Consider the following 21,901-nt stretch of genomic DNA (forward strand, 5'->3'; position numbering starts at 1 on the left):
TTTGTCGTATTTGCCTCTTTAAGTGCTTTACCTCTTCGTGTATGATAACCGTGTTTAAAGCCCTCGGGCTATTTGTGCTGGCGGGCCTGTTTGAAATCGGGGGTGGTTATATGGTCTGGCAGTGGCTGCGCTCGGGCAAGCCCCTGTGGTGGGGCGTGGTGGGCTCCGCGCTGCTGGTGCTCTACGGCATCGTGGCCACCTGGCAAAGCACCTCGTAAAGCACCTCGTTCGGCAAAACCTACGCCGTGTACGGGGCCATCTTCATCGTCATGTCCATCGCCTGGGCCGGGTACTTCGACGGCTTCAAGCCCGACCGCCTCGACCTGATTGGGGGACTCATCGTCATGGCCGGGGTGGGCGTCATCCTGTTCTGGCCCCGCAGCTAACTGCGCAGCTACCTTCGCCGGCTCCTGAGGGTGGCTGCCCGGGCCGGCGAACTTATCGGCGGCTCGGGAAAATTCTTGCCATCTCCCTCAAACCGGGGGTGGTCCCAGGGCCGCCGGCCAAACCCATACTGGTCCTCACCCGCTTCGCCCAGCTGCTGCCTCACCACTCGCTGCAGCTGGTCCTGCTTTAGGTCTTCGTTCCAGTCCTTGTACTGGCTTTTGACAATCTCCACCCGGTGTTCAAACCCCAGACATTGGCGGGCCGCCCGGTTGAAGGCCCCCAAGGCCTCGGCGCTCAGCGGCACGTGAAACTGATAGGTATTGGGGGCCGACTGCACGGAATGAATAAGCGCGTCCCGAAGCGTTGGGCTAATGGCCGGACCCGCCGGGGTGCCGCATTCCCGGTAGTACTGCACGGTAACTTCCGCGTTGTAGACTTTCAGCTTCTCGCTCAGGGCCTGCACGCTGGCAACGTTGCGGGTACTCATTTCAACCGTGAGCAGCTGCTCGTGCTCCCGCACCACTTTCAGGGGGTTTTGCGCCCCGGCCAAGCCGGCCAGCAGCCGCGTGTCGAAGTGGTGCCCCTGGGTGTCGTTGTCAAAAGCGGCCCGGATGGTGGGAATGCCGGCCTCGGTGAGCAGGCGCTTCAACTCAAATATCTTATTCTGGGTGAGCGTGCCCGCCGTGGAGGCATATAAAGCCTTTTCGGCGGGATGCAGCTGCGCGTAAGACAGCGCATCCAAGGCCGACTCGCTCACGTGCAGGTGCGTGGCGGGCCTGTCCTCGGGCAGCTTGCTCAGCCAAAGTGAGCGGGAAAATTGGCTTTCCGCGGCTTGCCCCTTGAACCCCTCCCCTTTCAACTCCAGGCCCACTACGCGGCCTTCATGGTAAGCAGGGAAAGCCGTGTTGACGTAGGTTTTGGCCGGCATTCCCTCCCGCTGCACGGTATGGAACTGGTTGAGGATGCGGCCGGCGAATTGCGGCCGGGCTAACGTGCTTTTGGTAATACCCCGTCCTTCCAAAAAGGTGGTATTTTCCAGGGGCCGGCAGTTCTTCGTGTAAATGCTGTGAAACTTCTCCCCCGGCGCCGTTTCCGCCACTGGTGGCAAGTCCAGACGGGGCCTTTCAGCTTCGGGCAAGTTGAGGTAGGCGCGGAAATGGTCATTCGCTGCCTGCCACACGTTGCGGTCGGGGGCTTGGGCAATGCCGCTGATGCGCCCGGAGTGAACCCGGTTCTTCATCCAGTCGATTACGCTGCCCTTGTCGCGGTCGTCCTGGGCGTTGAAGTACATCCAGTCCCCGCCCCGGCCCTTGAAGACCACAAGCGTATCATCGCCCTCAAAGACGTGCCATTTGCCCTTGCCTAAATCTTCGCCCTTCTTAAGGGTGTAGCCGTAGTGGCTCAGAAGTTCGGGCAATTCAACCTGCTCCTTGATTTTCTGAAAGGTCAGCTCATGTTCCATATCAGCCGTTTGGGAAAAGGGCCTAGCAAAGCCAAGGCCCGGCGCTGAGCGTCCGGGCCGGGCCTGCAGAAAAGAAGATGTTTAGGGGTGCTGCGGTCCTTAGAGTCGGGGCCCGCGGGTTTTTACCTGCGGGGCTTCCGCTTGTGCCGACGTAGTAACTGCCTGGGTAGCTTTCGTGGCCTGCTCTTTTCGTGGAGCCAGCTGCTGCTGGAGCTCGTGGGCGGCGGGCTTCACTTCCAGGCAGGCCTTGGCGGCATTCACTTGCACGGTGCCGTCGAACTTCGGGCCGCCGTAGCTGCTAGCCATGTTGGTGAGCGCCACCACCTTGCCCTCGCGCAGGTCCTGGCTTTGCTCGGGACTGAGGGGAACACCGGCCACCGTGTCATGCAGGGTCACTTTGTGTTCGGGCAGCACCACGATTTTGTTCATCTTCTGGTCCACGGCCACGTAGCCGTTATACGCCCGGCCCTGTTCGTCTTTGAGCCCCCGAATGAGCCCCGCGTTGCCCTCTTTTTCCAGCTTCTCGCGCTGCTCCGGGGTGAAGGCCTGCCCCCCAATCTCGTTGGGAATGACCAACTTCTGCTGGGGCAGTTCCAGCTTGAGCGTCGCCGAGCCGTCGGCTTCGCGGTGCAGCACCATTTTGCCCTCGAAGCGCACGGGTTCCTGCCCTTCCCGGCCCGCTACTACTAGGGGCAGGAGGTCGGTTTTCTCGCCGCGCAGCAGCTTATGCAATTGGCCACTTGCAGCCATCTCCTCTCGTTTTAGCCCCAGAGAATTCAGTACCGCCTGGGGTACATCCCGAGGTTCAAACAAAAGGGAAGGATTGGCCTTGGGGTTATTGCTGACTGGAGTACCAACCGCCGCTACTGTAGGTGTCGTTTCGTTGAGGGCTAGCGCTGGCTCCCTACTAAGTTGCTCCGCAATTGAGAGTGGCCCCGCGCCCACTTGCCGGGTTAACCGGGCCTGCAGGTCCTGGCGGGTCCGCTCGTAGTCCACCTCCAGGCTCTGCCGCGTTTTCGGGCCGCCGTTCAGATGGGCGTAGAAGTTCTTCAGGAAGGCCGATGCCGGGTTGCCGCTGGTATCGATGTCAAACAGGCTTTTGGCTTCCCGGATAATCTGGTCCGAGGTCTTGCCCTGCAGCTGGGCGACCTGCTCCACGCGTAGACTGGCGGCGTGCTGCTGCACCTGCTCCGGCGCCGTGAGTGAGTGCTTGGGTACGGCCGACAGCTGGGCGCTCAACGCATCCCACTGCTTCACGCCGAAAGCCTCCTTTACCTGTCGACTGCGCGGCGGCTCATACCCCTCGTCGTAGCCGGCTTCCTGCCGGCGGGCAGCGGCCTGTTCGGGGTTCTCCACCACGGCAATGCCGTTACCCACCTGCCGGTAGCCCTGCAGCGTGGCCTCCAATTGGCCCAGCTTGTTAGAGGCGGGGTCGTAGCTGACGTCAAACCGGCCGCTGAGCTTCCCGCCCGGGTCGCGCTCCAGGGTCAGGGCGCCCACCGCTACGCCAGCCTCTTTGAGCTGGTCGAGATAGGCCCGCATTTCCAGCAGCGGGGCCACCTCGTCGCCTTTCTGCCGCCACTGAATCTGCAACTCCCCTATTTGCGCTGGAGAAGCAGTAACAGAGGGCGGCAGCTCGGCTTTAGGATTGGACCCTTGCCCCTCCCCTACCGGTACTGGTAGCTCTGGCTTGACCGTCTGCGGTGTTGCTTCCACTTGAGTGGTGCTCACCTGCTCTGGTGGTTTGCTCATGGGGATTTCCTGGGCAGGTGCACTCGTTTGCTCGGAGCGAGTAGCTGCCGACTCTATGGCTGGCTGCCTTGGCTCCACCTGCAGCGCGGGGGCCAGGGCTGGTTTCCCAAATAAGGCACCCAACGGCTCCGGGGCGTTAGGACTAAAGCTAACGCGCCCCTGCTGCATCACTTTCCAGTTGTCACCAATCTTCTCCAGCAGCGTGGGCCGTTCCAGCCGCACGTAACGGTCGGCCTGGCCAGGGATTTTGCCCAGCTGATACACGCTGCCCAAGGTGTCATTGTAAGAGCTCATCAGGGCCCCATCGGCGCCGGGGGCCGGCAGCAGCGCCGCCTGGTTGGGGTTGGCCGGGTTCAACTGCACCTGAAACAGGCTATGGTGCGCCTGCTGGGACTGGAGCCAATCGCCGGCAATGTTGCCGTTTGCGGTGGGCAGCTGGCTCAGGTACAGCGGCGCCGGGGTCGGATTATCATCTAGCTCTGCCATGGAAAGGTGGGGTTAGGGATGAGGCCGAAGCGGAATTCGACGCTGCAAACCTATCGGCACCCGTAACCCGGTTGGCAGAAAGTTGACGAGTGGTTGAAATCGAGGGGTGAGACACGCGCAGGCCACACGAACGGTCGGCCCAACGAACTCCCGGATGTGCCTCTTATCCCTACTTACTTCTCCGCCTTCTCTTTGATGAGGTGCCGCAAGGCTGGGTCCAGCTTAATGCGGGCCAGCTCCCGCTCGCACAGCTCTTTCACGTCCGTCTTGATGCGGTTGAAGTTGGCCTTAATCATCTCCTCGGCCTCGTCCTCGCCCGTGGCGGGGTTGATAAAGCTGGTGATGTCCGGGATGGGCAGGTAGGCGCTGGTTTCAGCGGCGACTGTTTTCACATCCACCTGAATGCGGGCGTGAAATACTTTCTGGCCAATTTCTTCGCCGAAATTATCGGCCACGGCCCCCACGAAGTTGCCCTGCGTGAGGTTGGCAATGGTGCTGGGCGGAATCATGCTGTCCATCTGGGTGGAGAGGCTGGTGCTCGTCTCGCGCAGGTTGATGTTCAGGCCCTGGCGCTGCTGCATGATTTTGCCAAACCGCTCGCTCAGCCACTTGCCGCTGTTGCCGGCCACCTGTCCGCTGAACACATTGCCCACCGTGTTCTTGATGACTTCGGCCTCCTTCTGGCCGTAGTCGCGCTCCAGCTGCGAGAAGTCCTGGAAGCCCAGGCAGGTGCTGACCTTGTTGCTGCGGGCCGTGGCAATGAGGTTGTCGAGGCCCTTGAAGTAGATAGTGGGCAATTCGTCGATGATGAGCGAGCTCTTGCGCTTGCCCTTCTGGTTGACCAGCTTCACCAGCCGGGCGTTGTAAAGGCCCAGGGCGGCCCCGTAAATGGCTTGCCGCTCGGGGTTGTTGCCCACACATAGGACCTTTGGCTCTTCATTGCTGTTGATATCCAGCGTGAAGTCATTGCCCGACATCACCCAGTAGAGCTGCGGCGAAGCCAGGCGGCCCAGGGGAATACGGGCCGAGGCAATCTGGCCTTCCAGCTGCTCGATGGCGTCCTTCTGGAAGGCCGACACAAAGGGCTTGACCAGGTTTTCAATCTCGGGGTAGGATGCCAGCACGGGGAAGATTTCCTCGTAGTCGCGGCTCAAAAACTCGATAACGTGGGGGAAGGTGCAGTACTTGCCCTTCTCGAACAGCTTCAAAAACCAGATGATGGCGGCCACGAAGTTGATGGGCGACTCCACGAAGAAGTCCCCCTGCTTCTGAATCCAGCTCTTGTTGAGGTTGAGCATGATGGTGGAGGCCGACTCGTAGGCGTCCACGATGTCGGACATAAGCTCGGGCAGCAGCGGGTTGCAACGGTGGCTTTTGCGGGGGTTGTCGAAGTTGATGACGTAAAAGCCCACTGGCCGGTCAAACTTATCCTGGTGGCGCAGCAGCGTGTTGTAGCAGATCCGGCTCAGGTCGTCAAACTTGTAGTCGTAGAGGTACATGCAGAACCCTTTCGCTAGGTGCTGCCGAATGAACTCGTTGATGATGGCGAAGCTCTTGCCCGAGCCCGGCGTGCCCAGCACCATGGTCGCCCGAAACGGGTTGACCACGTTCAGCCAGCCCTGATGCCGCTTGCCCCGTAGATGGTACTCGGTGCGCAGGTTTACCGAATACTCGTTTTCCATCAGGCGTTCCTCCTGCGGGAAGCTCTCATTGTCCTTGTTGAAGATGTCCTTCATCAGGTCGTTATTAAACAGCCGGCTCAGCCAGGCCCCGGCGCTGAGCAGCAACAAGAAGCCGCCGGACACCACTGCCGCGTACAGGGTGGTGGCCACACCGGCAGGCATTGACAGGTTGCGCAGTAGATCCGAACCGTACAGCAGGGCCAGGCCGATGACTGCGTAGCCTGCCACGGAAATCCCCTTCACCGTTTCATCCTTGCGCCCCCGGGTGCCCAGGCAGCTGAGTAGCAGGAACACCACGGCGAGGCTCTTGCTGATCCAACTGGCGCGAAACAGGAAGGTGTTGCGGGTGAAGCTCTCCAGCAGGCGCTCCACCACGGCCGGCGCCCAGCCCATGCTTTTGAAGTAGCCAAAGCAGTAGTAGTAGATGTTCAGGGCCAGCAGCACAATGGCCAGCAGGCGCATGAACTCCATGATTTTCCTCAATCCCTTTTCGTCTTCCATAGCTCAGCACACAGGCGGTTGGTTTGCAATCCGGCAACCTACACGCTTCACGCGGGCTTAGTGGGCACTTCTTGACGAGCCGCAAAAAGTCAGGGGTGAGGGGCAGATTCCGCACACCAACGGCATCGCATTCAGGGCCCAAATACGGCTTCGGACGCCTGCGTGGCAGAGCGTAATAGAAGCTCAAATCGGCATTATACCGTCCTCCATCGCCAAGGCCCTCTTGGCTGAATCGCGGGAGTTCTGCTCATCCTTGGCTCGGCTAGTTGATTGATTTGTCTACAAAGTGGTTTGATTGGTATTGTCAGGCCTCTTCTCAGCGGGGGACCTTTGTCTTGTTGCCGGACAACTTATCGGCCCTCGGGCACCCGTCCGGAAAAGCCGGATTCCGGCGGTTCCCTTCTCTCCAAAACACGCGTTTAGAACGTTACACCAAACCCCCAATACCATGGCAGATAAGAAAGTATGGCTGATTACCGGCGCGGGCCGGGGTCTGGGCCTCTACATCACCAAAGCCGTACTGGCCGCCGGCCACTCGGTCGTCGCCACCGGCCGCAACAAGGAGAAAGTAGCCCAGGCCATCGGCGAAGCGGCCGACTTGCTGGTGGTGACGCTTGACATCACCAAGCCCGCCGAAGCGGAGGTCGCCGTGCAAGCCGCCGTCAACCGGTTCGGCCGCATCGACGTGCTGGTCAACAACGCCGCTAACTTCTACGCCGGCTTCTTTGAGGAGCTGAGCCCCGAGCAAATGAACCAGCAGTTGGCCACCAGCCTCATCGGCCCGATGAACGTGACGCGGGCCGTGCTGCCCGTGCTGCGTCAGCAGAAAGCTGGGCAGATTATCACCATCTCCTCCACCGCCGGCTTGGTGGGCTTTGAGTTTGGCGCGGCCTACGCGGCCTCGAAGTTTGGCTTGGAAGGGTGGATGCGCTCCTTGGCCCCCGAAGTGGCCCCGTTCGGCATTGAGGCCATCACGGTCAACCCTGGCTTCTTCCGCACCGAGCTGCTCACTGAGGAGTCCACCAGCTTTGCCGACACGCACATTGCCGACTACGACGAGCGCCGCGAAGGGCAGGAGCAGTTCTGGAAAGGCTACAACGGCCAGCAGTGGGGCGACCCGGCCAAGCTAGCCCAGGCGTTGCTGACCATTTCGGGCGAAGAGAAGCCGCCCCGCCGCTTCATCGCCGGAGCCGATGCCATCGGGACCGCCGAGCAGGTAATCGCCGACCTGCAGCAGGACATTGACTCCCATCGGGCGCTTTCCAGCTCGCTCGCCTACGACGAGCCAGCTGCTGCCAGCAAGTAGCGCGGGCATCATCTCAGGTGAAGTCACACGCTCAATAAGGCTGGGCGCTGCGGTCACGCGAGGCGAACCCAACTACCCACAGCTGCCCGGCCGGCGCAGCCAGAGACTTAACACAAACAACTACTATGGAAAACAACATGCAATCCCCGGATGCGCCCCAGGGCGTGGGCCTAAGCCGCCGCAACTTCATGGGCAAAAGCGCCCTGCTCGGCGCTAGTTTGGCACTCGCCCCCGCTTTGCTAGCCGCCTGCTCAGAACAGCCGAAAACCGATGGCACTGCCGGCAGCCAGACGCCACCCCCAGCTAAGGGCACGGCCTCTATGAAAACCCGTAAGCTCGGCAAGCTGGAGGTCTCGGAATTGGGCGCCGGCTGCATGAGCATCAGTGCCAACTACGGCCCGCCCGCCGATAAAAAGCAGGGCATCCAGGTGCTGCGCACGGCTCACGACAACGGGGTTCGGTTCTTCGACACGGCCGAAGTGTACGGCCCCCACACCAGCGAGGAACTGGTGGGCGAGGCCCTGGCGCCCTTCCGGGACCATGTCATTATCGCCAGCAAGTTTGGTTTCGACGTGGAGGCAGGCAAAGGCGGGCTCAACAGCCGGCCCGAGCACATCAGAAAAGTAGTTGAGGGCTCGCTCAAGCGGCTGCGTACCGACCGCATCGACCTTTATTACCAGCACCGGGTGGACCCAAACGTCCCTATCGAAGAGGTAGCCGGAGTGATTAAAGACCTCATTCAGCAAGGTAAGGTGCTACACTTCGGCCTCTCGGAAGCCAATGCCCAGACCATCCGTCGGGCACACGCGGTACTGCCGGTGGCTGCGGTGCAAACGGAATACTCGTTCATGGAGCGCGACGTCGAGAAGAACGGCGTGCTTGCTACGTGCGAAGAGCTGGGAATCGGCTTTGTGCCGTGGGGCCCGGTGGGTATGGGCTACCTGACGGGTAAAATCACGGCGAGCACCCCATTCGACCCGCAAAAAGACCTGCGGTCCGGATTTGACCGGTTCTCGCCGGCCGCCATTGCCGCCAACAAGCCCATTGTGGACCTGCTGGCACAGTTTGCCGCTAAGGAAAGCATCACCCCGGCGCAGCTGTCGCTGGCCTGGTTGCTTGCCCAGAAGCCGTTTATCGTGCCCATTCCCGGCACACGCAACCCCGCTCACTTGAGCGAAAACTTGGCCGCGGTAACCGTGCAGCTTACGCCCGCTGACCTGCAGGAATTAGACACGGCCTTTGCCAAGCTCAAGGTGCACGGAGGCCGCATGAACGCGGCGCAAATGAAGATTGTGCAATCCTAACGCTGCGCCAAGCTGCTCTCTTTAACTACCAAGCACATGAACGAGCAGAAAGTATGGTTGGTCACCGGAGCCTCCAAAGGCCTGGGGCTGGCCCTGGTGAAAAAACTCTTGCTGCAGGGATACCAAGTAGCCGCTACCTCGCGGGAGGCCTCGCAGCTCCAGCAAGCGGTGGGGGAACACAGCAACTTCTTAGCCTTGGCCGCCGACCTCAGCCAAGAGGAAAGCGTGAAGACGGCCCTGGCGCAGGTTGTCGCGCGATTTGGCCAGCTCGATGTAGTGGTCAATAACGCGGGCTACGGCCTGCAGGGCAGCCTCGAAGAAGTGCCGCTGGCTGACCTGCAGCAGTGCGTGGAGGTGAACGTGTACGGGACTCTGTGCGTCATTCGTCAGGCCTTGCCTTACTTGCGCGCCCAGCGCTCCGGACACATTTTTAATTTGTCGTCTATCGCCGGCTACGCGGCGGAAGCGGGCTTTGGGGCCTATAACATTGCCAAGTACGCGGTGGTCGGCTTGTCGGAAACGCTGGCAGCGGAAGTGTCGCCCTTCGGTATTCGCGTCACGGTGGTGGGGCCCGGCGCGTTCCGGACAAACTTCTTCAGTCCCGGCTCTTTTGTGTACAGCGAGGGCACCATTGCCGACTACGAGCCCCTGCACGCTCTACGGGCAAAGCTGGACGCGGAAGTCGACCAGAAGCAGCCCGGCGACCCCGACAAAGCGGCTGATGTTCTAATTCGCGCCGCTGAAAGCGACGCCCCACCGCTGTATCTGATGCTGGGCGCGGATGCCTACGAAAAAGTAGCGCAGAAGCAGGCGCGGTTTGCCCAAGACCTGTCGACTTGGAAAGACCAGGCCCTGGCTACTGCCATTATACATTAAGCGGTTAACACGCAGGTTCATAAGTGACTTATTCGTGACTCAATTGTGCTTGATTCCGCAATTGCTCTACAGCATCACCTAGCCGCCTGGGCCTGCTTCCTCCTTTTTTTCGTTTAACACGTTGATATTTCCCATGGCAACGACGCCCTCTTCCTCTGCGCGCACTGACATCTATCCGAGCGTATCGCCTGCGGGCGGCGAAATTACCGTCATCACGATGCAGGAGGCCGAGTGCGGCATGGGGCACTACGACCGGCGCGACGTATTCAAGTGCATGCTGGTCGTCAGCGGGGTTATCGAGTTGCACTATGCCACCCGCAGCTACCTCATCGACCGGCCTGCGCTGGTCTTTACCAACCGCCTAGTACCGTTTTCCTGGGAGCCGGTGGAGGGGACGGGCGCGCCGGAAGGCTTTATTGTCGCCTATACGGAGCCGTTTTTGCACTCGGCCATGCGCGGAGTAAGCCTCAAGGAATCGGTGCTCTACCGGGTGGACGGCAATCCGGTGTACTTCCTCAACGACGAGCAACTGCGCTACCTGAACGAAGTATTCATTCGGATGCGGCAGGACTTCCACACCGATTATGCCCATAAGGACGACCTGCTGCGCAACCAGCTCTCCATCATCATTCACGAGGCGACCCGACTGGAGCCCGCCAGCCCGTACCAAGCGGTGGCCACCAACGCAGCCGAGCGCGTGACCAACTTGTTTCTGACGCTGCTGGAAATCCAGTTTCCGGTGACCAAGCAATACCATGAACCCCTTCTGAAAAACGCGCAGGAGTTTGCCGACCGGCTAGCCGTCCACGTCAACAGCCTGAACCGCTCGGTAAAGGAGGTGACCGGCAAGCCCACCACGGCCCACATTGCCGAGCGCATTACCAGCGAGGCTAAAGTGCTGCTCCAGCACCAGGATTGGAGCGTGAGCGAGATTGCCGATAGTCTGGGATTTGAATACCCGACCTATTTCCACCGCTTCTTTAAAAAGCACACCGGCACCACGCCGTTGGCATTTCGCCACGCGGAGTAGCGCCCGCGGGTGACCTTCAAGAGGTGTGAGCTCAGCTGTCAACAGCCAGTCTTAAGGGCCGGTGTTACCGACTTTGTAGCCCTGTCCCCGGTTCTCGGAGCAGGGCTGTTTGATTTGTGTACAAAGTGGTTTGATTGGTATTGTGAGGCCTTTTTACAGTGGGGGACCTTTGTCTTGCTTTCAACTTTCATCAAGCCCCTTCATGATAACCACTGCGGAAACCACCGATTTGATATTCCAGCCGTTTGCATTCAAGCGCGGCCTTTACCTGAAAAACCCGGTGGCCATGGCCCCGATGACCACTTGGTCGAGCAACGATGACCTAACCATTTCGGACGAGGAAGCGCGTTACTACCATGCCCGGGTAGGCGGCGTGGGCCTGGTCATCACCGGCTGCTCCCACGTCACGCCGAGCGGGCAGGGCTTTACCGATGAGTTTGCCTCCTACGATGATTCCTTTCTGCCGAGCCTGCGCAAGCTGGCCGACGCGGCCAAGAGTGGCGGGGCGCCCGCCATCCTGCAAATCTTCCACGCTGGCAACAAGGCTCTGGCACCCCTGATTCCCAACGGCGACATCGTAAGTGCAAGCACCATGGAAATAGCGGCCACCGCGTTTACGCCCGCGGCTTCTTCCCGGGCCCTGCGCGAGGACGAAATTCAGGACATAATCCAGGCTTTCGGCCAGGCCACGCGCCGGGCCATCGAGGCCGGCTTCGACGGGGTGGAGCTGCACGGTGCCCACGGCTTCCTGCTCCAGAACTTCCTGTCGCCCTACTTCAACCAGCGCACCGACGAGTGGGGCGGCTCGCTGGAAAACCGTCTGCGTTTCCCGCTGGCCGTCGTGCAGGAGGTCCAGCGCGTGATTCAGGAGCACACCGAACAGCCGTTTTTGCTGGGCTACCGCATTTCGCCCGACGAGCCCCAGGACGGAGGCCTGCGCATTCACGATGTATATGAGCTACTCGACCGCTTGGCGTTGCTGGATATCGACTATGTGCACGTGTCGCTGCCAAGCGTGCTGACCGCTAAGCCCGTCGATAGCCAAGACGACCAGCTGGTGGTAGAAGGCGTCCTGGCACGGGTGAACGGGCGTCTGCCGGTTATCGCCGCCGGCCATATCCGCACGCCCGCCGAGGCGCGTCAGGCCCTGTCGCTGGGCTTGTCATTGGTAGCGGTGGGCCAGGCCTTGGTGGTGAACCCCAACTGGCTGGAGCTGGCCACCAGCGGCCGGGAAGATGAAATTCAGGCCGCCCTGCAGCCTTCCAAGGTGGAAGAGCGCCGCATCCCTGGCAAGCTCTGGGGCATTATTCAGGTGGCCACGGGCTGGTTTACGGTGGCAGCGGAATAAGCCCGCCTGACCAGGATTTTCGGCCGCTGAACTGCGAGTAGCCAGCGGTAAGCAAGCAGAAATTGTTCGCCTGCCGCTGGTTCCTTGCTTTTCCCTTACGCTTATTTTGGGTTGATAATTCCTAAAACGCTTCCTGAAGCAACGACTTGAACCAACTCCATGAATCAAACCCTGCCAGCCGCACCGCACCGGGACTCGTTGCCGCTTTCCGCGCCCGTCTGCGGCGAAATCACGGTGCTGACCATGAACGAGGCGCAGTGCGGCATGGACAGTTTCAACCGCCGCGACGTGTTCAAGTGCGTGCTGGTGACAAGTGGGGCCAATGAGCTGCACTACGCCACCCGCAGCTACTTGGTAGACCGCCCTGCGCTCGTATTCACCAACCGCCTGGTGCCTTTCTCGTGGGAACCCGTGGCCGGCGCGACCAGCGAAGCCGAAGGCTACATTGTCGGCTTTACCGAGCCCTTTCTGCAATCAGCAATGCGGGGTGTAAGCCTGAAAGACTCCGTGCTCTACCGCGTGGATGGCAATCCGGTGTACACCCTCAACGACGAGCAGCAGCGCTATCTGATTGAAGTATTCGGCCGCATGCGTCGGGACTTTGACACAGACTACGCCCACAAGGACGATTTGCTGCGTAGCCAGCTTTCGCTCGTTATCCATGAAGCGGCCCGCCTGGAGCCCGCCAGCCCCCACCCGGCAATAGCCACCAACGCGGCTCAGCGCATCACCAACCTGTTTATGACCCTGCTGGAAGTTCAGTTCCCGGTGACCAGACGCTACCATGAGCCTATTCTGAAGAATGCCCAGGAATTTGCCGACCGGCTGGCTGTCCATGTGAATCACCTAAACCGCTCGGTGAAAGAAGTAACCGGCAAGCCCACCACGGCCTACATCGCCGACCGCTACGTCAGCGAGGCCAAGGTGCTGCTACAGCAGACCGATTGGAGCGTCGGCGAGATTGCCGAGAGTTTGGGGTTTGACTACGCTACCTACTTTCAGCGTTTCTTTAAAAAGCACGCCGGCACTACGCCACTAGCTTTTCGCCACGCGGCATAGCATCTGAAGATTTGAGTAGCTGCGCCAAGCCAGTCGCTCAGGCCACGACAATAGGGCTTTTGTTACAAGAGCTAGAAAATCGCGTCGTGGTCGTGCTAAGACGCATTAATTCAGCCGCAAAGCCTTGCTCGGCACTATGCCCAACTTGTTCTATCCAGCCTTACCGACCTGGAAAAGGATTAAAGCATTTTCTTTCTCTGGTTACTAAAAGAAGGCTTAACGGGGGGGTGGGGTACCTGTCCGGTCATTGACTCCGCAAATACTTCCCGCAGCTGTGCTCCTTTGAAGCCCACTTCTTGCCCCTTCACCCCTATTCCGTTTACCTCAAAGCTTACCCCGCGTAAGGTGCCGCCTTTGTCGTGGGCGTAGCGCACGCCTATTTGCTGCTTGTGCAGCTGAGTTGCGAGCCACTCCTCCCCTCCCCTATCGGACCGACTCAGGGCGTCCTGTAACGCCTGCCCTATTTGGTCTCGCGCAGCTTCTTTCATTGGGTCGAGGTCCTTGATGCTGCGGCGGCGCTCGGGAATGGGCTGCATCCCCAACTCCTGGCTTATCTGCTTGGTGATGGCCGGCTGCCGGTAGAAGTTATTGTCTGTTCGCAAGGCCGGGCCGCCGTCAATCGGCACCCGGTTGATGTAGATGTGCACGTGGGCGTGCTTCTTGTCGCGGTGCTCATATACCACCACCTGGTGGCGGGCGATGGGCGCGCCAATCAGCTCGCAGTAGCGCTGGGCTGCCGCGACCTTTTGCGCCTGGCTGACCTCCTCCCCTTCCTTCCACGAAAGCACCGTGTGCCACACCGGCTTCTGCACTTTCCGACTGCGGCTGGCCATGCCCTTCATCTCCTGGGCCATCTCCATCGGGCTGCCCGGGATGACATTAGATACGACCAAAAGCGGGGCCTCACCCGGCTCTTTTCCTTTGCCTCGGCGCTGCCCGGCCCCGTAGGTTAGGGCGCCTTCAAAGTCGCTGCCCGTGGTGGTCTTGGCTATCATACCAGATACCCGCGGATGATGGAAAGCGCCTGCACAAGTTGCGCCTCGTGGCCGCTAAATGCTTTACCCGACTGGGCCAACCGGGCAATCTGATTTAGGTTGGTACCGATGCCCACCAGTTGCCGACGCAGCTCAGCCGGCAGCACTTCTTTGACTTCGGTGCACATGCCAAGCACCCGCAAGTAGTCGGAAACCTTCTTGAACCCGGCGGCCTTGGCCTTCGCCTCAATGGCTTTCTTCTCGTCCGCAGTCACGCGAAAATGAATCTGTTGGTCGCGGTTTGGCTCAGCGGCTTCCGGCTTGGCTTCGTCAGTCATATTCCCTCTGGTTGATTTTGGGGCTAACCTACGGCTAAATTCATTTTAAGGCTATTTACAGCCGTCTGCTTTAGCAAGCCAAGCCCGGTAAGCCTGCGAACCGGGCGGTGTCATTGTCGGACGCAAACGCAGTTTGTGTACACAATGACATGGCTTGCTGGTCGTTGAACGAGCCGGTTGAACGAGGGCGTTGGACGGGGCTAGGGCTAGTCTAGGAATTTACCAACTTGTGCAACTATACAACTTTGCAACAAAGCAACAATGACACTAGATAAAGGCTATTCTAAGCTATACATAATCAATGCGTAAGCGAAGGTGCCCTTGCTTTATTTCTTGCCACAATGCAACATTACAACTTTGCCACATTACCACAAGTTCCACACAATGGAGCTTAAAGGAAACGCAAGCACATCTTGCCACAAAGCAACTTTGCAACTTTGAACCAAGGCAACACCATTAGAAGGCATCGCGATTAATTATTGCCACTGTGTTGCTTTGCAACATTGCCACGATGTACCTTCGCCACATTGTCACACAGCAATGATGCCACTTTGTTGTTTTGCAACTTTGCAACTAACGCTTAGCACACCTTTGCAACTTTGTGGTATTGCAACAACGCAACGCTGCCACACATAGCTCCTTTACTACTCCTGCACGGCCTTATGACACAACCTCACGTAATCGCGTTCGCTACCCAAAAGGGAGGAGCGGGGAAGTCCACGATTGGCACCCACATGGCATCCGCCCTGTGCTACTACTATGGCTACAAAGTGGCCATGGTGGACTGTGACTACCCGCAGAACTCCCTGCACGCCTACCGGCTGGAAGAGCAGCAGCGCCTGCAGTCCGAGTCGGCCTTCCAGGCCCGGCTCATCAAGCAGGGGGTTCCGCCTTACCCGGTTATCATCTCCAGCGTGGAAAAAGCCGTCGCCTCCATTGAAGGGATGCTGGACCAGGGATACGACTTTATTCTGGTGGATACCCCCGGCACGGTCAACGTGATGGGCTTGCCGGAGCTGCTGCGGCTGGTCGACTACATCTTCCTGCCCATCGAGCCGGATAAGGGCTCGATTGCCTCTACCATGTCCTACATGGCCATTCTGGGCCAGTTCGTGCAGTCCCGCGATGCGGACTCCAACCTGCAGGGATATTACGCCTTCTGGAACAAGTTCGTGAAAGCGGAGAAGAAAGCCATTTACGAGAAGACCGAGGCGCTTTTCAAGGAAAAAGAAATGCCGCTGCTCAGGAGCCGCGTGGAACTGCTGATGACCTACAAGGAAAACCGCTCGACCATGTTTCCCCTGCCCGAGCGCGACCTCAACCGTCTGGGCCTGGGCCAGCTCATCATGGAAATCCTGACCCTGGTAGTAGGGGAGGGGGCCGTGACGCCCTCGGGGAAAACCATTGCCTACACCCCGCCGCCGGTAGAGCCCACGCCCGCGGCCGTGGAGGCCGAGTAAGGGCTTCCGGTTTTTCGCATTTCATCCCCACGCCTTAACGCTTGTCCATCATGGCAAAAGCCACCACCAAAAAGCCCAAGCTCACCCCGGAAGAACAGATGGCCGAACTGGCCCGCCTGACGGGCTCCGTTGCTTCCATTAGCCACATGGGGCCCAGCCAGCCCTTTGCTATTCCGGCTCCCGAACCAGCCGTGGCGCCAGCCCCGGCTCCCGCAACAGCACCGTCCGTGGCGGCTCCGGCCCCGGTTGAGCCAGCCGTTGCCGCCTTGCCTACCACCGCACCCGTAGTGGAGGCACCCACGCCGGTGCTGACGCCCGCACCAGCAGAGGCTAAGGCAGAACCAAAGGGAGAAAAGGGGCCCAAGGCCCGGGTAGCCCCGGCCCAGGTAGCACAGCCGGCCGCCGCAGTAGGGGAGGAGGCGGCAAGCGCACCGGACGAGGACCAGGGAGTTGAACCCACGCCGGGACCGGCGACGGGCAACACCCCGCAGTTCTCATTTGACGGCCTTTACGCTCCCTCGGAAGAAAAGAAAACCTTTCAGGTACGCATTACGGCAACCCATCAGCAGCTTTTCCAGCAAATGGGTTTGCTGCTGGGCGGGGGCGCTTCCTCGGCGGACGTCATTCACAACATTCTGAATCAGTTTGTGGATCAGCACGAGCAGCAAATCCAGAAAGCGCTGCAGCGGCAGCTGCGGCAGATGATGAACCCTAAAAAGTAAGTAAACCCGCCGCTCCTCCTACCAGCCGCTATCCTCTCTGCTCAAGCGCTCAACCATTAGGCCTGGCCCCGGAGGCAGGGTAGGGGAGGGGCCCGTACATCTACCGCTCATGGGCTACCATGCAATTCCCTTTCTTTCCACTGCAGCCTTCCCGCATGAGTTGCAGTAAGCTGCTGGTAGTAATGGGGCTGGCTCTGGCCAGTGCATTTCCCGGCGCAGCCGGCTCTCTGGATGCTCCAATCCCGGCGCCAGTCACGGCCATCGATTCGCTGCGCGGGCTACTGGAGCAACGGGGCCTACCTGACTCGACGCGCTTCCGGCTGCTGGGGGCGCTGCGCGACAAGCTGTTTGCCCAAGCTGATCCGGATGCCCGGAAAGTCGGCGAGCAGGCTGTGTCACTGGCCACCCTCCGTCGCGACTGGCCGAGGGCTTCGGAGGCACTGTATCAACTCATTGTGAACTGTGAGCGGGAAAGCGATTACGTTGGTGCTACGGCCTACTGCCAGCAGGGTCTGGACCTGACCAAGACTCATAAGCTGCCAGACCAATGGCGTTTCACGCAGTGTCTGGGACTGCTGGCTGTGGATACCAAGGAGGCGGCCAAGGGGTTGCAGTGGATGCGGCTGGCGTACCAGCAGCAAGCTGGGGCCACCAAGGTTACTCCTGGACAGCGGGGTAGTCTGTTGCTAAACCTAGCGACCACCTTCATGGTCCTGGAGCAGTACGACTCAGTGCTCCACTACGCGGCGCGGGCCCTGCCCCCGATGCAGCAGGCCAACGATGCTCGGGGCATAGGGAGCGTATACCAGTTTAAAGGGGAGGTGTACGCCTTGCTGCAGCCTCACACACCAGCCCGGCTGGATTCGGCAGTAACGAATATGCGACGGGCCCTGCCGATCCTACGGCAGCATCGCTTTCCATCTCACGCGACGGCCTCGGCCCTAGCGCTGGCCCGCACTTACCGACTGATGGGCCGCACCGGCGAGTCACAGAAGGCGGCGGAGCTGGCTCTGCGGATGGCCAGGGAGACGCCGATGCCCGAGTACGAGGCGGAGGCCTTGGCTTGCTTGGCCTGGGCGGAAGCTGACCAGGGCAAAGTGGCGCGCTCAACTGAGTATGACACCCGGTCACAGGAACTACGGGATTCGCTCTTCAGCCACGATAAAGCCCAGGCCCTAGCCCGGCTGCAGGTGGGCTATGACGTAAAGCTATTGCAGCAAAAGAATCGGGCAGCCGAGTTCGAGCAGCGTTCCCAGCGGGCCCGGCTGCAATCCCTGCTGTTGTTGCTGGGCGGGCTCCTGGCCACGCTAGGGGTGGGTGGCTGGCTGTACTGGCGACTGCGGCGGCAGAAAGCCCTGCTGGCCGTGGCCAACGAGGCCAACCGCCAATCGGCGGCCGAAAAGGAAGTGCTCTTGCAGGAGATCCACCACCGGGTTAAAAACAACCTGCAGCTGGTCAGCAGCCTGCTGGCCTGGCAGAGCAGCGTGCTGCCCGACCCGGCGCTGACGGCCGCCCTGGCTGGCAGCCAGTCAAGAATTCAGAGCATGGCCCTCGTGCACGAATTCCTGTACCGGGCCGATAACCTGGCCCAGGTGCGCATGGACGATTACCTCGCGCAGTTGCTTGATTCGCTGCATACTTCCCTCAACTCGCCCGAGCGGCCCGTGCAGCTCAGCACCGACCTGCAGCCCCTGATACTAGAGGCTCGGGAGGCCACTTCCTTTGGGCTATTGGTGAACGAATTGGTCAGCAATGCGTACAAGCACGCTTTTCGAGGTCCCGGGCCGGGCCACCTGCACGTTTCTCTTTCCTCCGGTCCCACCGGCTTTCAGCTGCGCGTCATCGACAACGGCGTCGGCATGGCGGCCGAAGGGGGAGGGGAAGCCGCTTCCCGATCGCTCGGGCTGCAGCTCGTGCGCCGGCTCGCGAAGCAGTTGAAAGCAACTGTGACAGCCTCACCATCCGAACCCACCGGCACCCGCATGGAGGTCACCCGCAGCTAAGCCGGGGCCGGCCGGGAGCCCAACGCTACCCTATGGCTACTATACTCATTGTTGAAGACGAATTACTGATTGCGGACGAAATACAGCGGGCCCTGGTCCGCTTGGGTCACACGCCGCTCGAACCCGTCGACAGCAGTGACGAAGCCCTGCAGGTACTGGCCCAGCAGCCTGTGGAGCTGGTGCTGATGGACATCAACATCGCCGGCGACTGCGACGGCATTGCCGCGGCTCTGCTCGTGCGCCGGCAGTTTGCCGTGCCCGTGGTGTTTCTCACTGCCCGCTCCGACTCGGCTACTCTTAACCGCGCCAAGCTGGCCCAGCCCTACGGCTACCTGGTCAAGCCCTTCACGGATGACTCCCTGCGGGCCCAGATTGAGCTGGCCCTCTACAATGCCTACCAGGCCGGGCCCACCGGCCCCGTACTGGACCTGGCCTCAGCTGGCGGTGATGAGGTATTGGGCGCTGCCGAGCGCTGCCCGAAGTTCAAAGAGTACCTGTTCGTGCGCAAAGGCTCGGGCCACGTGAAAGTGCTGCTGCGCGACATCCTCTACTTCGAGGCCCTGCAGAACTACGTGCGCCTGCACACGGTCAAAGAGAACTTCGTGTTCGACTCCACCCTCAAGGAGCTGGAGCAGAAGCTGCCCGACCAGTTTTTCAAAACCCACCGCTCCCACATCGTCAACCTCGACCACGTGCAGGCCTACGAGGAAAGTAGCGTGCTGCTGGGCAAGGATTATATCCCGGTGAGCCGCTCCTGCAAAGAAGAGTTAAAAAGCCGCATCCACTTGGTAGGATGACACCGGATAGGGTGCTCAATTAGCAGCCTCCATATCGAACGCATATAGGCCAGATAAAAAGAATGCTTCCTACGCCATAGCTTGGTGCAGCTCCGCGGCCAGCGTGCGGACCAACTCTGCCGCTGGTAGTGCCCGCGCCCGGCCCACGCCCGTACCAGCCCATTGCACAGCAAAGCCCGACTCCCCTGCTTGCTGGGCCGCGGCGACCAAGGCCTTGCCGGCCTGATAGGCCCTCGAGTAGGCCGCCACAGGGGGGCGACCCGGCTGGTCAACGTCTTCCATGAAACGATTGACCAGGCCCCGCGCCGGCCGGCCGGAGATGACGTCAGTCAAGGCGGTTGGCAAGGGCGGCTGGTGCAACAGCGCCGCCCGGTAGGCAGCGGAAGCGGCTGATTCGGGACAGGCCACGAACGCCGTGCCGAACTGTCCGGCAACTGCCCCGGCGCGCAGAGCAGCTGCTAGATCGGCGCCGTCCATGAGCCCCCCGGCTGCGATGACCGGCAGGCGAGAGTGCGGCACGATTTGACGGGTCAGGTCTAGCGTCGTGATGTTGGGCTCGAAGGTTGGATCAAAGGTGCCCCGGTGCCCACCCGCTTCCACGCCCTGCGCCACGAGCATATCTACCCCGGCCGCTTCCGCTGCCTGCGCCTCGGCCGGAGAGGTAACACAAGCCAACAGCAAGGCACCTGTTTGCCGCAGGGCGGCCAGCTGCGCCGGTGTGGGCAGGCCAAAGTGAAAGCTAATCACTTGGGGCTGGGCCTGTACGAGCACAGCCAGCAGCGCGTCATCCGTTCGAAAGCTGGGGTAGACCTCCTGCAACTGTGCAGGGGGCATGGTGTGCAGGGCAGCAAAGTAGGGCTGTAAGTAAGCCAACCATTGCGCGTCGTGCTCTAGGTCGGCAGGACTGGGCTGGTGACAGAACACGTTGACATTTATAGGCCGCGACGTAGCCGCGGCCAGCGCCGCAAGTTGTTGGGCGAGGGCTTCAGGTTGATTCAGGGCAGCGGCGGCCAGCGAGCCCAAGGCTCCAGCCTCCGACACGGCCACGGCCAGCGCCGGGGTAGAAACACCCGCCATCGGCGCTTGAATGATGGGGTATAAAAGACCTAAACGCTCGCAGAAAGGATTCATCGCGGTTGGGGCTAGGATAATTCGGGACGAAAAGAAACTGAATAGCTTGACACTGCCTACCCTTTACGCAAGTGGGTCACAATTGGCAGCGCGGCAGTTGGCGTGAGAATAGCGACCTAATTGGGTAACAAGAAACCAACTCACCATTGATGCACCTACTTTTTAGGTGGGTAACTGCCGCGCTTGACTCCGGCACTGGTGCCATATTTCACTTCGAAGCGTCAGCGTAGAGCTGGGGGTCAACAAGGCGCCGTTCGTGTGTGACTTCTGCACCTCACCATCCATTTTCAACCGTTCGTCAACTTTCTACCAATCGGGTGTAGAGCCCCGATAGGTTTGCAGCGTCAAACTCCGGTTTGGCATGTTCCCGCCCGGGTCAGCTGATCTGGGGGTGCCACGCTATTCCCAGTCGATGCTCAGCGCTTACTCCTGGAGCCAGTTTGGCCTGTTTATCCTGGCCCTGGTCCTGCTCTACTACCTGGTAGTCGGATTGCTCTATTACCGGCAGGAGCTCACCGACCTGCTCTCGTCCCGCCGAAAGCCTGGCAGCCGCGCCCTGGCTGCTGACGCAGCGGGCGTGGTAGCTCCGCCGGCGCTGGTGCGCCCAACCTCAGCCTTCGCCCCGGCGGCGGGGGAGGCCGCTACTGTCGATGCCGACACTGAAACAGAAAGTACGGAAGCCGGCGCGGCGGAAAACCTGCCCACGGCGTCTGAGCCGGTAGTAGGAGGGGAGTTGCCTGACTCCACTGCTGCCGCTACCGGCCAGGACGAGAGTGCCCATGAGGCAATGCCCTTTGAGGCTTCGCACGTTGCGCAGACCCAAGCCCAACTGCAGGACGAAGCCCGGACCGAAGAGGCTGACCAAGCCGATGAGCGACTAGCGGCGCTGGTCCGGCAGCAAATGCCTGCGCAGCATGTGGAGGAAGAAATTCAGCCCATTGTCCCGGCCCTGGAGCCGGAGACCATTCCGGCTGACTCAGTAATGAGCGGCTACGAGCCGCTGGCCACGTTCGATGAGCCGGTGGCGTCGCTGCTGGACATTATTACTGCGGAGCCGGCTTCGCAGTTGGTCGCGGCCGATTCGGTCAGCGAATACATCGCCCTGCTGCAGGCCGGGCAGAATCCGCCTATGCCCGCGGCCCTGCAGGGCTCTTGCTTGGCCGAGCAGATGGCCCAGCACTTGGGCCACTTCAACGCGGAGCTAAATGCTCTGCTGGAAATGGACGAAGTATGAATCAAGCCTGTCCTTTCACCCAATTCCCTTTCCTCTATTTTTTCCCTGT

The 21,901-nt window shown here is 60.4% G+C and carries 17 protein-coding genes and 1 pseudogene; 12 read left to right on the top strand and 6 right to left on the bottom strand.

Going from position 1 to position 21,901, the window contains the following annotated elements; genetic code table 11:
• Positions 1-41 precede the first annotated feature (41 nt).
• Positions 42-386 (top strand): annotated as a pseudogene (locus KYK14_RS01270) (YnfA family protein).
• A gap of 8 nt (positions 387-394) precedes the next feature.
• Here the strand turns inward: KYK14_RS01270 and KYK14_RS01275 are convergent.
• From KYK14_RS01275 to mobC, 3 genes are all read right to left on the bottom strand, one after another.
• Positions 395-1,849 (bottom strand): toprim domain-containing protein, encoded by a 1,455-nt coding sequence (locus KYK14_RS01275; protein WP_219156279.1) that lies wholly within the window; start codon positions 1,847-1,849, stop codon positions 395-397.
• Positions 1,850-1,948: 99 nt separating this feature from the next.
• Positions 1,949-4,087 (bottom strand): DUF3945 domain-containing protein, encoded by a 2,139-nt coding sequence (locus KYK14_RS01280; protein WP_219156281.1) that lies wholly within the window; start codon positions 4,085-4,087, stop codon positions 1,949-1,951.
• 173 nt (positions 4,088-4,260) lie between these two features.
• On the bottom strand, positions 4,261-6,270 hold the full coding sequence (gene mobC / locus KYK14_RS01285) for a conjugal transfer protein MobC (protein ID WP_219156283.1): 2,010 nt from the start codon (positions 6,268-6,270) through the stop codon (positions 4,261-4,263).
• Positions 6,271-6,718: 448 nt separating this feature from the next.
• On the opposite strand from mobC, the gene KYK14_RS01290 reads away from it, so the two are divergent.
• From KYK14_RS01290 to KYK14_RS01315, 6 genes are all read left to right on the top strand, one after another.
• On the top strand, positions 6,719-7,576 hold the full coding sequence (locus tag KYK14_RS01290) for an SDR family oxidoreductase (RefSeq protein WP_219156286.1): 858 nt from the start codon (positions 6,719-6,721) through the stop codon (positions 7,574-7,576).
• 137 nt (positions 7,577-7,713) lie between these two features.
• Positions 7,714-8,880 (top strand): aldo/keto reductase, encoded by a 1,167-nt coding sequence (locus tag KYK14_RS01295; protein ID WP_219156288.1) that lies wholly within the window; start codon positions 7,714-7,716, stop codon positions 8,878-8,880.
• A gap of 36 nt (positions 8,881-8,916) precedes the next feature.
• On the top strand, positions 8,917-9,756 hold the full coding sequence (locus KYK14_RS01300; protein WP_219156290.1) for an SDR family NAD(P)-dependent oxidoreductase: 840 nt from the start codon (positions 8,917-8,919) through the stop codon (positions 9,754-9,756).
• A 133-nt stretch (positions 9,757-9,889) separates the two neighbouring features.
• Positions 9,890-10,786: a helix-turn-helix domain-containing protein gene (locus KYK14_RS01305; protein ID WP_219156292.1), complete on the top strand. Its 897-nt coding sequence runs from the start codon at positions 9,890-9,892 to the stop codon at positions 10,784-10,786.
• A gap of 202 nt (positions 10,787-10,988) precedes the next feature.
• The gene (locus KYK14_RS01310) at positions 10,989-12,134 is read left to right on the top strand and encodes an NADH-dependent flavin oxidoreductase (protein WP_219156294.1); all 1,146 of its coding nucleotides are present in this window, start codon (positions 10,989-10,991) and stop codon (positions 12,132-12,134) included.
• Between the two features lie 159 nt (positions 12,135-12,293).
• On the top strand, positions 12,294-13,193 hold the full coding sequence (locus KYK14_RS01315) for a helix-turn-helix domain-containing protein (RefSeq protein WP_219156296.1): 900 nt from the start codon (positions 12,294-12,296) through the stop codon (positions 13,191-13,193).
• Positions 13,194-13,372: 179 nt separating this feature from the next.
• Here KYK14_RS01315 and KYK14_RS01320 read toward each other — a convergent pair whose 3' ends face one another.
• Both KYK14_RS01320 and KYK14_RS01325 read right to left on the bottom strand, forming a co-directional pair.
• Positions 13,373-14,188, bottom strand: a complete 816-nt coding sequence (locus KYK14_RS01320; protein ID WP_219156297.1) for a relaxase/mobilization nuclease domain-containing protein — start codon at positions 14,186-14,188, stop codon at positions 13,373-13,375.
• Positions 14,185-14,505 carry a MobC family plasmid mobilization relaxosome protein gene (locus KYK14_RS01325; RefSeq protein WP_219156299.1) on the bottom strand — a complete coding sequence of 107 codons (321 nt, stop codon included), beginning with the start codon at positions 14,503-14,505 and terminating at the stop codon, positions 14,185-14,187. The genes KYK14_RS01320 and KYK14_RS01325 overlap by 4 nt, the downstream gene beginning before the upstream one ends.
• Before the next feature lie 662 nt (positions 14,506-15,167).
• Here KYK14_RS01325 and KYK14_RS01330 point away from each other — a divergent pair.
• The 4 genes from KYK14_RS01330 to KYK14_RS01345 all read left to right on the top strand — a co-directional run bounded on the left by KYK14_RS01330 (position 15,168) and on the right by KYK14_RS01345 (position 19,487).
• Positions 15,168-15,965, top strand: coding sequence for a ParA family protein (locus KYK14_RS01330; protein WP_219156300.1), 798 nt, complete (start codon positions 15,168-15,170; stop codon positions 15,963-15,965).
• Between the two features lie 50 nt (positions 15,966-16,015).
• A complete protein-coding gene (locus KYK14_RS01335) occupies positions 16,016-16,687 on the top strand; it encodes a DUF1349 domain-containing protein (RefSeq protein WP_219156302.1) in 672 nt (223 codons plus the stop codon).
• Between the two features lie 155 nt (positions 16,688-16,842).
• Entirely contained in the window at positions 16,843-18,690 is a 1,848-nt protein-coding gene (locus KYK14_RS01340) for a sensor histidine kinase (protein ID WP_219156304.1), read from the top strand.
• A gap of 32 nt (positions 18,691-18,722) precedes the next feature.
• A complete protein-coding gene (locus KYK14_RS01345; RefSeq protein WP_219156306.1) occupies positions 18,723-19,487 on the top strand; it encodes a LytR/AlgR family response regulator transcription factor in 765 nt (254 codons plus the stop codon).
• 69 nt (positions 19,488-19,556) lie between these two features.
• Here the strand turns inward: KYK14_RS01345 and KYK14_RS01350 are convergent, their stop codons facing one another.
• On the bottom strand, positions 19,557-20,618 hold the full coding sequence (locus KYK14_RS01350) for an NAD(P)H-dependent flavin oxidoreductase (protein WP_219156308.1): 1,062 nt from the start codon (positions 20,616-20,618) through the stop codon (positions 19,557-19,559).
• Positions 20,619-21,009: 391 nt separating this feature from the next.
• Here KYK14_RS01350 and KYK14_RS01355 point away from each other — a divergent pair, with 391 nt between their 5' ends.
• Positions 21,010-21,852 (top strand): hypothetical protein, encoded by an 843-nt coding sequence (locus KYK14_RS01355; protein ID WP_219156310.1) that lies wholly within the window; start codon positions 21,010-21,012, stop codon positions 21,850-21,852.
• The last annotated feature ends 49 nt before the right edge of the window (positions 21,853-21,901 follow it).

It is taken from the genome of Hymenobacter profundi (genome assembly GCF_019334315.1).
Taxonomy (GTDB): Bacteria; Bacteroidota; Bacteroidia; order Cytophagales; family Hymenobacteraceae; genus Hymenobacter; species Hymenobacter profundi.